General features: G+C 51.6%; 9 protein-coding genes, 1 tRNA gene and 1 pseudogene. 7 read left to right on the top strand and 4 right to left on the bottom strand.

What is annotated here, in order from left to right:
• The first annotated feature begins 10 nt into the window (after positions 1 to 10).
• Positions 11 to 1399: an ABC transporter substrate-binding protein gene (locus B1728_RS21295; RefSeq protein ID WP_079912415.1), complete on the top strand. Its 1389-nt coding sequence runs from the start codon at positions 11 to 13 to the stop codon at positions 1397 to 1399.
• 32 nt (positions 1400 to 1431) lie between these two features.
• Here the strand turns inward: B1728_RS21295 and B1728_RS21300 are convergent, their stop codons facing one another.
• Positions 1432 to 2325, bottom strand: coding sequence for an AraC family transcriptional regulator (locus B1728_RS21300; protein WP_256865449.1), 894 nt, complete (start codon positions 2323 to 2325; stop codon positions 1432 to 1434).
• 130 nt (positions 2326 to 2455) lie between these two features.
• On the opposite strand from B1728_RS21300, the gene B1728_RS21305 reads away from it, so the two are divergent.
• Positions 2456 to 5503 (top strand): glycoside hydrolase family 2 TIM barrel-domain containing protein, encoded by a 3048-nt coding sequence (locus B1728_RS21305; protein WP_079912417.1) that lies wholly within the window; start codon positions 2456 to 2458, stop codon positions 5501 to 5503.
• Positions 5504 to 5991: 488 nt separating this feature from the next.
• Positions 5992 to 9144 (top strand): alpha-mannosidase, encoded by a 3153-nt coding sequence (locus tag B1728_RS21310; protein ID WP_079912418.1) that lies wholly within the window; start codon positions 5992 to 5994, stop codon positions 9142 to 9144.
• 121 nt (positions 9145 to 9265) lie between these two features.
• On the opposite strand, the gene gluQRS is transcribed toward B1728_RS21310, so the two are convergent.
• A complete protein-coding gene (gene gluQRS, locus B1728_RS21315) occupies positions 9266 to 10231 on the bottom strand; it encodes a tRNA glutamyl-Q(34) synthetase GluQRS (protein ID WP_079912419.1) in 966 nt (321 codons plus the stop codon).
• Between the two features lie 108 nt (positions 10232 to 10339).
• Positions 10340 to 10416: transfer RNA gene (locus B1728_RS21320), tRNA-Asp, on the bottom strand.
• A gap of 261 nt (positions 10417 to 10677) precedes the next feature.
• On the opposite strand from B1728_RS21320, the gene B1728_RS21325 reads away from it, so the two are divergent.
• Entirely contained in the window at positions 10678 to 11166 is a 489-nt protein-coding gene (locus tag B1728_RS21325; protein ID WP_079912420.1) for a GyrI-like domain-containing protein, read from the top strand.
• 43 nt (positions 11167 to 11209) lie between these two features.
• The gene (locus B1728_RS21330) at positions 11210 to 11980 is read left to right on the top strand and encodes an AAA family ATPase (protein WP_079912421.1); all 771 of its coding nucleotides are present in this window, start codon (positions 11210 to 11212) and stop codon (positions 11978 to 11980) included.
• A gap of 53 nt (positions 11981 to 12033) precedes the next feature.
• On the opposite strand, the gene B1728_RS21335 is transcribed toward B1728_RS21330, so the two are convergent.
• The gene (locus tag B1728_RS21335; RefSeq protein ID WP_144027950.1) at positions 12034 to 12345 is read right to left on the bottom strand and encodes a hypothetical protein; all 312 of its coding nucleotides are present in this window, start codon (positions 12343 to 12345) and stop codon (positions 12034 to 12036) included.
• Between the two features lie 141 nt (positions 12346 to 12486).
• Here B1728_RS21335 and B1728_RS36910 point away from each other — a divergent pair.
• Positions 12487 to 13029: pseudogene (locus B1728_RS36910) on the top strand (GNAT family N-acetyltransferase).
• A 155-nt stretch (positions 13030 to 13184) separates the two neighbouring features.
• Entirely contained in the window at positions 13185 to 13610 is a 426-nt protein-coding gene (locus B1728_RS21350) for a GNAT family N-acetyltransferase (RefSeq protein WP_079912425.1), read from the top strand.
• Positions 13611 to 13621 lie beyond the last annotated feature (11 nt).

The following is a 13621-nucleotide window of genomic DNA, read 5'->3' on the forward strand; positions in this document are numbered from 1 at the left end:
AGGATTTTAGATGAATAAGAAAGTGTACGTACCGGCCTTAAGCATGCTGCTGGCAGTATCGCTAAGCGCTTGCTCGACTCAGCCGGACAGTTCTTCTGCAACGAACGGAGGCGCCAAAACCGGAGGCAAAACCAAGCTGACCTATTGGACCAATGACCGTTCCGATGCCGACTATATTAAACAAGTGATTGCGAAATACAATGAAACGAACAAGGATAACGTAGAAGTTGAGATGACGGTGATGGCCGATAATTACGACCAGTCCGTAGATATCGCTTTTGCCAGCAAGCAGGCGCCTGACATTTTGCGTGTTGACTTTAACAAAGTGGTGCCTTGGGTAAAGAAAGGCTTCTTGACGCCGCTGGATCCTTATATGAGCGAGGATATGAAGAAGAAGTTCTCCGGCACGTTAATCGAGGAAAAGAACCTGTATGAAGGCAAGATTTACAGTCTGCCTAACGTAGGCCAGATTTGGCGTTTAATTTATAACGTCGATCTGTTCGAGAAAGCGGGCATTAAAGAACCGCCAAAAACACTGAAGGAACTAGTTGAAGTCTCCAAGAAGCTTACGGAAGCGGGCAAAGGCATCGGAGCTTACGGATTCGCGGGCAACTTCAAGAATACCTCGGCTATCGACCGCGTCGCTTATCCGATTGCAACGTTGAGCGGTACAGGAGTTGTTGAAGGATACAATCTGAAGACAGGACAATTTGATTTCGGCGCTTATAAAGAAATTGCGGAAGCTTTGCGCCAAATGAAGGTTGACGGCAGCATGCTGCCAGGTTCGGAAGGGCTGGATATCGATCCGCTGCGCGCGCAATTCGCTCAAGGCAAGATCGGTATGTACATTAACCACTCGGCGGAGCCGGCTGTATACAAGAGCCAATTCCCTGCCCAAATCAAATGGGCTGCCGCACAGGTTCCGACCATTGACGGTACGGTGAAGGGCGCTTCGCTGGTTAACGGGGGCGCGTATTTGTCCATCAGCAAGGATTCCGAGAATAAGGAAAAAGCTTGGAGATTCCTTGAGTACATGTACAGCGACGAGGTTCAATCCGGTTACCAGGAGAACGGCTTCGGTGTATCCATTCTGCCGCATATTACTGCTACGGCCAAGAAAGCCAATATTCCAGGCATAGAGGGCTTTAACCCTACGAAATATGACGCTCTCTATCCTGCGGCCCCTACGCTGATTATTGAAAGCAAGGTCGAAGGAATGAAGAAATCGGATGCGCTGACGAAATATATGATTCAAGGCGGAGACCTGGATCAAGTGATTAAAGATTTGAATACGCGATATAATGCGGCTCTGGACAAAGCGAAAGCTTCCGGAGACACGCAGGCCAAAGCAGACCCGAACTTCGATTCGGCCAAGCTGCAGGGCACTTTGGCCAAGTAAGCCGAGTCACGGAACAACCCTTGAAAATGGAATTATTCCTTTTTAAGGGTTGTTTTATTTTGAAGCTGAGCTGGCAAGCTTTTATGCTCCCGGTGCTGGGTAGGAGTGACGCCGAACAACCGGCGGAATAGACGGGTGAAATAAACGGCCTCCATCCCGACATGCATGGCTGCCTGCTGAACGGTCATGTTCGGATTCTGCTCCAGCAGCTGGGCTGCCGTCTGGAGACGCAGCTTTTGCAAATATTGAAGCGGTGTCGTTCCCAGCGTTTCTTGAAACAATCGAGTAAGCTGCTTAGAAGAATAGCCGACATGAGCGGAGAGCTCAGCCATCCCCAGATTCCGCTGCAGATGATCCTGCAAGAAGCGGGTAGCCGTGTGGACGACCGCATTACGATACCGCATCGGTTTGGGCAGGCTTGTACTTGGAGGGTTTCCTGCCGCGGCTGCCTGCTTTTTGACCTCAAGGCAAAAGGAGAAGAGCAGCTCCGCGGATTGCCAAGGATCATAGTCCGGTCCGGAGTGGCTCCAAATCGCATAGAGCAGCTCGTCCAAGCGGGTTATTTCCTGAAGCTGCATACGGGAAAATGTGGAACCGAACCCCCAATGAGACAACGGACCGGACGCTCTTTCCATGAACGTAACATAGCCCACGAGCCAAGGCTCGGCATCCTGCGGCCGGTACTCATGAGGGAGCCCGGCAGGGATGTATAGCAACGTACGGGGTGGTACAGTGTCCCATTTGTCCTCACCTGTCAAGCGAAAGAGGCCTGTCCCCGAGAAGGACAGCAGCAGCTGACTGGCAGAGAAGCCTTCCCAGCGGTTCATAGGCTTCTGTTCATCGGCACCGACGGTATAAACGGCAAAAGGGATCTCTCCCTCAAGTGAGGAGAACAAGCTGCTTCGAAGCTGTAAATGCTGCATCATATATACCTCTGAATGTCCATTTTGTACTAGATGTTGTCCGCTTTATGATCTTAGCGGCAGGGCGATACCTTTATATAATATAGGTAATTTTATTGCTTTGACAATGAAATAAGAAAAGGAGCTCATCACTATGTCATTTGTGAACAAATATTGGGAGGACCCGAATGTCCTCCATGTTAATCGCCAGAAGGCGAGGTCCTACTATATCCCCTATTCCGGCAAGGAAACTGCGAAAGCAGGTAAAAGGGGAGGATCGCCTTTTTATCAGACATTGAACGGCAGCTGGAAGTTTCAATACTATCCGAGTGTGACTCAGGTGCAGGAAGGCTTTTATCAGGAGCAGGCTGACATTAGCGGCTGGGATGATCTGCTGGTGCCGTCCTGCTGGCAGGTGAACGGATACGACCAGCTTCAATATGTGAATGTCCGGTATCCGATTCCTGTGGATCCTCCGTATGTTCCGGATAAGAATCCTGCAGGCGTATATGTCCGTGAATTCAATCTGAAGGAACAGTGGGATGAGAAGGACAAGTACATTGTGTTCGAAGGAGTCAATGCCTGCTTCTATTTATGGGTGAACGGCGTATTTGTCGGTTACAGCCAAGGCAGCCGGATTCCTTCGGAATTCGATATAAGCTCCCATGTGAAGCGCGGCCGCAACCGCATAGCCGTTATGGTGCTCAAATGGTGTGACGGCACTTATCTGGAGGATCAGGATTTGTGGCGGTATACAGGCATTTTCCGGGACGTGTACCTGCTGGCTAGGGACGCCTCTCATATTCGCGATGTATTCGTTAGACAGCAATTGGCCGAGGATTTCAGCCAGGCGGTTCTGCAGGTGGAGCTGGAAGCATCGGGAAGCGCGGAAGTGAAGCTGGAGCTTCAGGACGCTCAGGGCAAACCGGTGGTTGACGGCGTGGCGATCGTTGATGGACGGGGCAGCGTGCAGTTAACCGTAGACAATCCGATGCTGTGGAACGCGGAGCAGCCTTACTTGTATCAGCTGTACGTGTGCTCCGGTGAGGAAGTTCTTCGTTTTCCGGTCGGATTCCGGCGGATAGACATTGTGGACGGCGTATTTAAGATCAACAATCAGGCCATCAAGCTGAAGGGGGTCAATCGTCATGACTCCCACCCGGAGCTGGGGCAGACCATCCCTATAGCTCATATGATTCAGGATTTGCGTTTAATGAAGCGGCATAATGTAAATACGATCCGCGCCTCCCACTACCCGAACGATCCGCGGTTTCTTGAGCTCTGCAATGAGTTCGGTTTCTATGTTATCGATGAAGCTGATCTGGAATGCCATGGGATCGGAAGAGCGGAGGATTGGGCGGAAGGAGCTTTTCACAAATTGTCCGCTAATCCCGAGTGGAGAGCGGCTTTTGTAGAACGGGCCGAACGCATGGTGGAGCGCGACAAAAACCAGCCTTGCGTGATCATGTGGTCGATGGGGAACGAATCCGGTTATGCCGAAAATCATATGGCTATGGCAGAATGGACCCGCGGACGCGACAGCTCCAGACCGGTTCATTACGAAGGAGCGGCGCCGGTTTATAAAGGAAATCCGAATGTGGAATGTCTCGATCTGGAGAGCCGCATGTATGCTTCGGTAGACGATATTCGCGGGTATGCCGAGGATGAAAGCAATACGAAGCCGCTGTTCCTATGCGAGTACAGCCATGCGATGGGGAATGGACCCGGGGATTTGAAGGACTATTGGGAAGTGATCTACCGCTATCCCAAATTAATGGGCGGCTGCGTGTGGGAATGGTGCGATCACGGCATCAAGACCGAGACGGCGGATGGCGTTCCGTTCTTTGCCTATGGCGGAGACTTCGGCGAGGTGCCGCATGACGGCAATTTCTGTATCGACGGTCTTGTCACACCCGATCGGACTCCTCATACGGGGCTGCTTGAGCTCAAGCAGGTGATCGCACCTGTTCGAATCGAAGCGGATGACCTGACGACAGGCTTAGTGAAGGTAACGAACCTGTATGATTTTGCAGATTTGTCGCATCTGGCTCTGCGGTGGAAGCTGGAGAAGGATGGAGAGATCATCCAGCAAGGAACCGTATGGGAGCTTACAGCTGCTCCGCATGCAGCACAAGTCTTGAAGCTTCCTTATGAAGTACCGGCGAATCAGGCAGGAAGGTTTTTCCTGACGCTATCCTGCTGGCTCAAAGAGGAAACGCGTTGGGCGGAAGCAGGCTACGAGATCATGTTCGAGCAGTTCGAGCTTGAGCAGGATTCGATCGATGCTCCAATTGCGGGAGGCGACGGATGGGGTGCTTCCGATATTCAGGTACGGGAAGAAGCCGGAAGGCTTGTTGTGGAAGGCTTTGATTTCCGCCATGTATTCGACCTGAATGCCGGAGCTTTTGTTGAGATCAGCAAGCAAGGAGTTCCTATGCTCGCCGCTCCGACCCACTTCCAAATTTGGCGCGCTCCCATAGACAATGACATGTATATGAGGAAAAAGTGGCAGGACAAGGGGCTCGATGGGGCCAAGACCAAGGTATATCGTGCCGAATGGAAAGCTCAAGGATCCCAAGCGGTAGAAATTGCCGTCAGCTTTTCGCTGACGGGGTATAACCGTTATCCGTATCTGCATGGGGAAGCCAGCTGGATCATCGCTGGAACGGGAGCGATCGAGCTGGATGTGCAGGTGAAGGTTAGAGAAGATCTGGAGTTTCTGCCCCGCTTTGGACTGCAGCTGACGATGCCTAAAGGGATGGGGCAAGTCGAATATTTCGGGAACGGACCTCATGAGAGCTATATAGACAAACGCCAGAGCGTGAAAAAAGGCCGTTATCAGCTAACGGTAGACGAGATGTTCGAGAATTACATTATGCCGCAGGAGAACGGCTCGCGGTTCGGAACGGAATGGGCGGTTGTCTCGAACGCACTCGGTATGGGTCTAGCTTTTCAAGCTTCTCAACCGTTCTCCTTCCAAGCGTCCCACTATACGCCGGAGGATCTAACGAAAGCGGAGCATACCTACGAGCTGGTCAAAAGAAAGGAAACAATCGTCCATCTTGACTATAAAATGAGCGGGGTAGGGTCAGCCTCATGTGGACCTGAATTGCTCGAGCCATACCGTTTCAACGAGAAAGAATTTCAATATAAGCTTAAGCTGCAGCCAGTCTTTAAAGAGGACGGCTATGGTGGGATTTGAAGAACGGTGTGAAAAAAGCGAATTCCTCCGCCACGGATAGTTGATTTGCCCTTCCTTCATGGAATCGAGGCTGGTCTATAATAAAACCAGTACTTGTTAACGAAAGCAGCACAAAAAGGACAGTCCTAGAAAATGAACTTTGATTCATTGGAAGGACTGTCGTTTTTTGACAATGTGGCGTTTATAGATTTAGCTTCGAAGCCATGGCCCCACTTGGTGGGGGAACTTGTTGGGTAACCCTATTCTGCGCGAAGTATGCTAAATATGGAGGAGGGGTATGCCTCGGAGGAGTTTACGTCCGCCTTTGAAATCCGTGAAAATACCGCTAAATCTAATCCAATTCACGGGTTTCAATAGTGGCCGGAGAGGTGTACCCCACCGGAGTATATTGGCAATAGTTCAGGCTCTATAGGTTTACCAACAGACTCACCCCACTTTGTGTGGGTATTTTGTCATGGCAGATACCATCAAGGGAAGGGTGACAAGGCATGTTATGGACGAAGGAAAAGCTGGCCGCGCGAATCAAGGATATCGAGGGCTTCCGGTATCGTGAAAGCATACAGATCACCGGCATGAAGATGAAGCAGGACGAGGAGGGACGGATCGGTGCTTACCCGACTGAAGACGGCGAGTGGAAGGAGGTATCGATAGGCGATCGGTGGACAGGCCGGGACCTGTACAGGTGGCTCGCCTTCACAGCGGACGTTCCTGCAAGCTGGCAGGGAAAAAGAATCGTCGGCCGGTTCGATTTCGGCCGGACGGGCGGAGGCAACAACAGCGGCTTCGAATCGCTATTGTTCTTGAACGGCCAGCCGTATCAAGGAGTGGATTCCAATCACGAGGAAGTATTCCTGGCTCCGGAAACAGCGGGAACCGAAGTGAAATTTCAGTTTCGCCTTTGGTCGGGGCTGAACGGGTACGGCAAAGCCGAGCCTATCGAAAATCAGCTTCAATGCGCTGAGCTGAGCTGGCTGGACGAAACGGCGGACGATCTTTATTATACGAGCCGGGCTGTGCTTGAAACGGTGGAGCAGCTCGAAGAAAACCGTCCGGAGCGCCACGAGCTTCTATCGGCTTTGGACCGCGCCTATCTGCTCATTGATTGGAGCGAGCCGGGCTCAGAAGCGTTCTATGCTTCGCTGGCGGAAGCGCTGGGACTTTTGCGCTCGGAGCTCAATCGGATGCCCAATAACCATCCGGTTCACGTTTATTGCATCGGGCACACCCATATCGATGTGGCCTGGCTATGGCGCTTAAAGCATACGCGTGAGAAGGCGGCGAGGTCGTTTTCCACCGTCCTTAGATTAATGGAGCAGTATCCGGATTATGTGTTTCTGCAAACTCAGCCGCAGCTGTATGAGTATATGAAGCAGGATTACCCGGCCATTTATGAGCAAATCAAAAAGCGTGTGGCAGAGGGGCGTTGGGAAGCCGGAGGGGCGATGTGGCTTGAAGCGGACTGCAATCTGGCTTCGGGGGAATCGCTTGTGCGGCAGCTCTTGTACGGCACACGTTTCTTCCGCGATGAGTTCGGCGTAGAATGCCGCTACTTGTGGCTGCCCGATGTGTTCGGCTACAGCTGGGCGCTGCCGCAAATCCTGCGGAAATCTGGTATCGACATGTTCATGACGACCAAAATCAGCTGGAACCAATATAACCGGATGCCTCATGATACGTTCGTCTGGAGAGGCATCGACGGCAGCGAAGTGCTGACCCATTTCATTACGACGCCGGACCCGGGGACGAGCGAGGGAGCCTTTTACTACACTTATAACGGCAGCATCACTCCGGCTTCCATTCAAGGAATCTGGGACGGTTACCGGGATAAGGAAATCAATCAGGAGCTGCTGCTCTCTTACGGCTATGGAGACGGAGGCGGCGGGGTTAACCGCGAAATGCTGGAGATGCGCCGCAGGCTGGAAAGCATGCCGGGGCTTCCGCAAGCCAAGACGGGACGGGCTGATGAATATTTTGACCGGCTGAAGGAGGAGATAGCCCTCACGGACCGCTATGTTCATACGTGGAATGGCGAGCTGTATCTGGAGCTTCACCGCGGCACTTATACGAGCCAGGCCTACAACAAACGCGCAAACCGCAAGCTGGAGCTGTTGTACCGGGAGACGGAATGGATGTCCGTTTTGGGAAGCGGCCTGCAGTCCGTCTGGAGCCTCTATCCGCAGCAGAAGCTGTACGAAGGCTGGAAAATCATCCTGCGCAATCAGTTCCACGATATCATCCCTGGCTCTTCGATCGGCGAAGTGTATCAGGACAGCAGAGAAGAATACGCCGAAGCCTTTGCCATTGCCCGTCAGGCGTGGCAGGAAGCGGGAGAACGGCTTGTTGCAGGGGAAGAAGGGGCGGAAGAGAAGCACTTCACTTTATTTAACAGCGCTTCTTGGCAGCGCAGCGATGTAGTCTGTATTGAGGCTTTGGCCGGAATGGAACAAGGCATATGGACGGATACCGAAGGGAATGCGCTCCAGGCTCAGCTTAGCGGCGGGCAATGGCATGTTTACGTGCCGGGTATGCCGGCGATGGGGTATACAACGGTGAGATTCACCGCGGTCTCGAGCGGTCATGCGAGCCAGCCTAAGCCGTTCCGTGTTACGGAGAGCGGGCTTAAGACACCATTCTATGAAATCGTGTGGAATGAGAAGGGGCAGCTGACAAGGCTGTACGATCTCGCGGCAGACCGTGAGGTGCTGGCTAAGGACGCTCGCGCCAACGTGCTTCAAGTATTCGAGGATAAACCCAAGGGGCGCCACGAGGCGTGGGACATCGATATTTTTTATCAGGAAAAAATGCGTGAGGTCGAGCAGCTGATCTTCGTGGAAGTGGAGGAGGCCGGACCGGTTCGAGCTGTAGTCCGGATGGAGTGGAAGTATAGAAGCTCCAGCATCTGCCAAAGGATGATCGTCTATGCCGCGCATCGGCGGATTGATTTTGAAACGAAGGTTGACTGGCACGAGCAGCGCCAGCTGCTGAAAGCGGCTTTCCCCGTCCAAATTCATGCTGCCGAGGCTACCTATGACATTCAATTCGGTAATGTAAAACGGCCGACACATTGGAATACAAGCTGGGATTATGCCAGATTCGAGTCGGTAGGGCATCAATGGGCGGATTTATCCGAGCGCAGCTATGGGGTCAGCTTATTGAACGATTGCAAATACGGCTATGATATCAAGGATAACGTGCTTCGCCTGTCGCTGATTAAGTCGGCGATGGTGCCGGACCCTAAGGCGGATCAAGGTGAGCATGAATTCATCTATTCGTTATATCCGCATGAGGGCGATTGGCTGCAGGGCGGCACCGTGCCATCCGCCTGGGCGTTGAACAATCCGGTGCAAGCGATTAGCGGCAAGCCGGAGAAGCCGCAATTTTCTCTCTTGGGGCTGTCTGCGGACCATGTGATGATCGATGCGGTGAAAAAGGCGGAGGACAGCAATGCCGTCATCGTGCGGATGCATGAATTCGCAGGGATGAGAGGCAAGGTAACGCTGACAAGCGATGCCTGTATTGCAGGCTGGCAGGAGACGGACTTGATGGAACGTCCTATCGACGGGTTGCAGGAAGAGGGGACGATCTCGTTGGAGATCAGCCCTTATGAGATCAAATCGATTTTGCTCTATTTGAGGGATTAATCTTTGCATGAATGGAAGAAGCAGGCTGCCAGCATCGCTGGCAGCCTTTTATATTCATGAGCGGATTTGCTTAATGAAAGTCTGTAGTTGTGTTCAACATGTAAGGCTATGCCAGGATCCCTTATCTGCTTCGAAGCCAACGAAGCTGTTCACCGCTGACCGGAATGAGCCGCTTGTTCAAACGCTTTGTATGGAAGCGCGGGATTAGGGCTTGCGCCGGGACGGGCTCCAGATGATCGAGCCAGCCTGCCAAATAGCCGATCAACCCGCTTAATCGCTCTGGTGCAACCCCTTCAGCACGCAGCGCTGTGAGAGACAGGCTTTTGTCCCGTTTGGAGAATCGGTTGCCATCCGCATCGACCAGCAGAGGAATATGTGAGAAACGCGGAGGCTTCCGGCCGAGCGCCCCGTACAGAGCAAGCTGTCTCGGCGTAGAGTCGAGCAGATCGCTTCCCCGCAGCACATCCGTAATCCCCATCGCTGAATCATCCACCGTTACGGCCAGCTGATAGCTGAACATCCCGTCAGCCCGCTTGACGACAAAATCCCCTAACGTTTCAGCTCCATACGTTTGCGTACCTGTGATGCCATCCACGAAGCTGATCGGGTCATCAGGCATCCTAAACCGAAGTGAAGGGGTTTTAACCGCCTCCTTCGCGCGTCGCTCCTCGTCCGTTAAATGGCGGCATAGGCCAGGGTATGCTTCCCCTTCTGAAGAGAGGCCATGCGGCGCGCTGGCAATTCGGGCCAGGTCCGCGCGGCTGCAATAGCACGGATAAGTAAGCCCATCCGCTTTCAGCCGCTCCAGCGCCTTGTCATAGAGCAGCTCGCGGCGGCTTTGCTCATAAGGGCCGAAGGGACCGCCGATGCCAGGTCCTTCGTCCCAATCAAGGCCGAGCCATTGCAGATCCTCCTGCATTTGTTCCGCCAAGGCGGGGCGGGATCTTAGCTTGTCGATATCCTCAATCCGCAGCAGGAATTGTCCGCCGGCTTGGCGGATTTGCAGCCATGAGCACAGCGCCGTAAAGGCATTTCCGATATGAAGCTGTCCAGAGGGGGTAGGGGCGAACCGTCCGCGTCGAAGCATATAGATCACACTCTCCTGGTAATGCCGACCTGGAATGCAAAAAAAGAGCAGCTAGGCCGCTCTATGCTTTCGATTGCTTATGTACCAATTGAAATCGGATGTGATAAATGGCGGAGCCGACGGGATTCGAACCCGCGGTCTCCTGCGTGACAGGCAGGCATGTTAGGCCTCTACACCACGGCTCCGCGTTGCAAACCAGTGTTCTTAGTACAAATAGTATACTATCATGAAGCCGTGCCGTCTGACAAGCCATTCAGGAAAATTTCTACAGCTTCATCATTCCCTTTTGCGGCCTGTATCGGATCATTAGAAGATAAATAGGGCTCGCAGCCTTTTTTTCATAACAGAGGATTTTACTTGTAATAAGAACTTATGTTTGGTAAAATGGGGATAACTTACAAATAATAGGGATTTTAAGCAATCTTTCATGTGGGAGCGATTGACCGATGGAACCTGTTTTGGTTAAGAAAGAACGATTGGTGATCGTTGGTTTCCAGCAGCGTGTGCTTCCCTATGATAACGCGATTCCGCAGTTGTACGGTCAATGGGCGGAGCGGGCTAACGAGGTTGATCAGGTGATCCCTGGACGAACCTTCGGTGTGGAACTGGTACCATCAGGTTCAACAAGGGAAGACGGTTTTGAGTTCGTAGCGGGAGCTGAAGTCATGACGGAGAGCTTGGCTATACCTGAGGGAATGACTACATTTGTTGCGGAAGCGGGAAGCTATGCCGTTTTTACATACAGAGGAACATTAAGCTTTATTCGGACCTTTATCGACCGCATATATAGGGATTGGTTGTCCCCCAAGTGGAGCGTTCGGGCAGGGTATCATATGGAAGTCTATGATGAGAGGTTCCTGGGACCTTTCAACGAAGAATCGATAGTGGAAATCTGGGTCCCTGTCACCATAAACAATGCGGCCTCTATAGCCTGACCTATATGGCATTACCAGAATTGCAGCGGAGATGATGCGGCGAATGAAACCAATAACCCGAGAACCTTATTTGAGACGGATAGAGTTAATAAGGGAAAGTGTTCCTTCCTTTGATCATTATCCATTTCATCTAGGCTCTATTCAACGATTGCATACATTATCTTTTCATCCCAAAGTGACCTACATTATCGGCGAGAACGGAATGGGCAAATCAACATTAATGGAATCCATTGCCGTTGCCTGGGGCTTCAATCCGGAGGGCGGCACGAAAAATTTTACATTTTCAACGCAAGCCACCCATTCGAATTTGCATGAGCATATTCGGTTGGTCAGCGGAGGGCGCAAGCCGCGGGACGGATTCTTTTTCCGTGCCGAGAGCTATTATAATCTGGCTACTCATATCGAGGAGCTGGATAACGAATTCTCTTTCGGGCCGCCGATCAAAAACTCCTATGGAGGAAAGTCTCTGCATGAGCAGTCCCACGGAGAATCCTTCTTCGCCGCATTCCTGCATCGATTTGGAGGACAAGGCTTGTACATTCTGGACGAGCCGGAAGCAGCCCTGTCCCCGTTCCGGCAGATGGCGATGCTGTCGCGTATTCATGAGCTGGTCGGGCAGAGCTCCCAGTTCATTATCTCCACGCATTCTCCAATATTAATGGCGTACCCTGACTCCATTATTTATTATTTGACGCCGGAGGGAATTGAGGAGCGGCGGTTGGAAGAGACCGATCACTTTATTATCATGAAGCAGTTTCTCAATAACAAGGACCGGATGATCGATGAGCTTTTTAATGGCTACGACGAGGAGTAAACCGGCTGATTCAGCCCGAAGTAGACCATTGGTTTTCTTCTGATGTCCGGCCTTTAATCATATTTCTCGTCGTCGATTCTGCTCCTATTCTCCATAATCTGCTCGGCCTCCGTTTCGAAGTTCAAGTAAAGCGGAGCAGGCAGGCGATCCGTGATGTCCTGGATAAAGGGCATCTCCAACAATTCATCCAAAGTTTGCGGACGAGGGTTTAGTGCATAGACCCATTCGCGCAGCGCGTCGATGAAACGATAGAAGGCTGCTTCAAATGCATTCGCCATCTCTTCCGCCTCTTCCTGATCCGATCGGGACATGGCATTCCAATGGCTTAAAGCGGTGTCCAACTCCTTAGTTACTATATCCTTCATTCTGATACCCCCTAATCCATTCATAATACATCTTCTATTATACTTGCAATGAGCTTCAGAATCTCCCACTATGCAGATTTATAAAATACGGAACGAGGTGCTATGTTGCTTATTAAGGATAGCCGAGTCTTGATCCGTTTGATGAAGGATGCCGATGAAGATTATGCAAGTCTTTTGAGATGGCTTAACGACGAGCAAGTGCTTCGTTTCATTGAGGGGCCCAGTGCCCGGTACACACTAGAACGGATTAAGGATAAGTATGGCCCGCGGGCAAAGGGCGAGCACTATGTAACCCCATGTATGATCGAGATGGAATCGACATCAATTGGATATATTCAGTTTTACCCTCTGCAGCAGGAAGAAATCAAGGCTTATGGTGCTCAGGAGGATAGTCGGATCTTCGGGATAGATCTGTTTATCGGAGAAAGCATGTATTAGAATAAAGGGATTGGGACAGCAGCTCTGCGATTGGTTACTTCCTATTTGTTCGATGTAAAGGGAGCAGACGAGATCTATATCGCCCCTCAAACCTGGAATACCAGGGCCATTAGAAGCTATGAGAAATGCGGCTTTGAAAAAGTGAAGGTGCTCTACGGACGCGAATGGTTCGACGGGGAGCGGAAAGATAATCAGATTATGCGCCTCTCACCGAATCGAAGACGGATTGAAGGAGGGGAGCCTTGAATCCTAAGGAGATTCCGAACGCTAGGGCCATGCTGGAAGCCGGCCGGTTGCAATTTACATAGCTTGCGGTTCCAGCCAGACGAAACCTATAATGAAGCTAACCATTCCAGCGATATGCTTGGAGATAAACTAACAAACGAATGAAGGTACATCTTATGACTACAATCAGAGAAATGAAGCTGCGGGATTATGAGCAGATGATCGAATTATGGGAGCGGATCGACGGGCTGGCTTTAAGCGAGGCGGATTCGAAGGATAGTATTGCGGCTTATTTGCACCGGAACCAGGGGCTTAGCTACATATGTGTCGATAAGGAGACGGTAGTGGGGACGATATTGTGCGGGCATGACGGAAGGCGGGGCTTTATTTATCACGTTGCGGTAAATCCGGAGTATCGCCAGCAAAGAATCGGCCATCGCTTGGTAGAAACAAGCTTAACCAAGCTGAGGGAGCAAGGGATCGATAAATGTCATATTTTCGTTATCGAGGATAATGAGATCGGCAATCGCTTTTGGAAGGCGGCAGGCTGGGAAAAGAGAAGCGGATTTTTCGTCTATTCGAAAAACACCGGGGAGCAGTAAACCCTCATCGC

It is taken from the genome of Paenibacillus sp. 32352 (assembly GCF_002042965.1).
Taxonomy (GTDB): domain Bacteria; phylum Bacillota; class Bacilli; order Paenibacillales; family NBRC-103111; genus Paenibacillus_S; species Paenibacillus_S vulneris.

Coding starts and splice junctions, on each gene's coding strand:
- B1728_RS21295 (WP_079912415.1), top strand. CDS start 11: ATGAATAAGAAAGTGTACGTACCGGCCTTAAGCATGCTGCTGGCAGTA.
- B1728_RS21300 (WP_256865449.1), bottom strand. CDS start 2,325: ATGATGCAGCATTTACAGCTTCGAAGCAGCTTGTTCTCCTCACTTGAG.
- B1728_RS21305 (WP_079912417.1), top strand. CDS start 2,456: ATGTCATTTGTGAACAAATATTGGGAGGACCCGAATGTCCTCCATGTT.
- B1728_RS21310 (WP_079912418.1), top strand. CDS start 5,992: ATGTTATGGACGAAGGAAAAGCTGGCCGCGCGAATCAAGGATATCGAG.
- gluQRS (WP_079912419.1), bottom strand. CDS start 10,231: ATGCTTCGACGCGGACGGTTCGCCCCTACCCCCTCTGGACAGCTTCAT.
- B1728_RS21325 (WP_079912420.1), top strand. CDS start 10,678: ATGGAACCTGTTTTGGTTAAGAAAGAACGATTGGTGATCGTTGGTTTC.
- B1728_RS21330 (WP_079912421.1), top strand. CDS start 11,210: ATGAAACCAATAACCCGAGAACCTTATTTGAGACGGATAGAGTTAATA.
- B1728_RS21335 (WP_144027950.1), bottom strand. CDS start 12,345: ATGAAGGATATAGTAACTAAGGAGTTGGACACCGCTTTAAGCCATTGG.
- B1728_RS21350 (WP_079912425.1), top strand. CDS start 13,185: ATGACTACAATCAGAGAAATGAAGCTGCGGGATTATGAGCAGATGATC.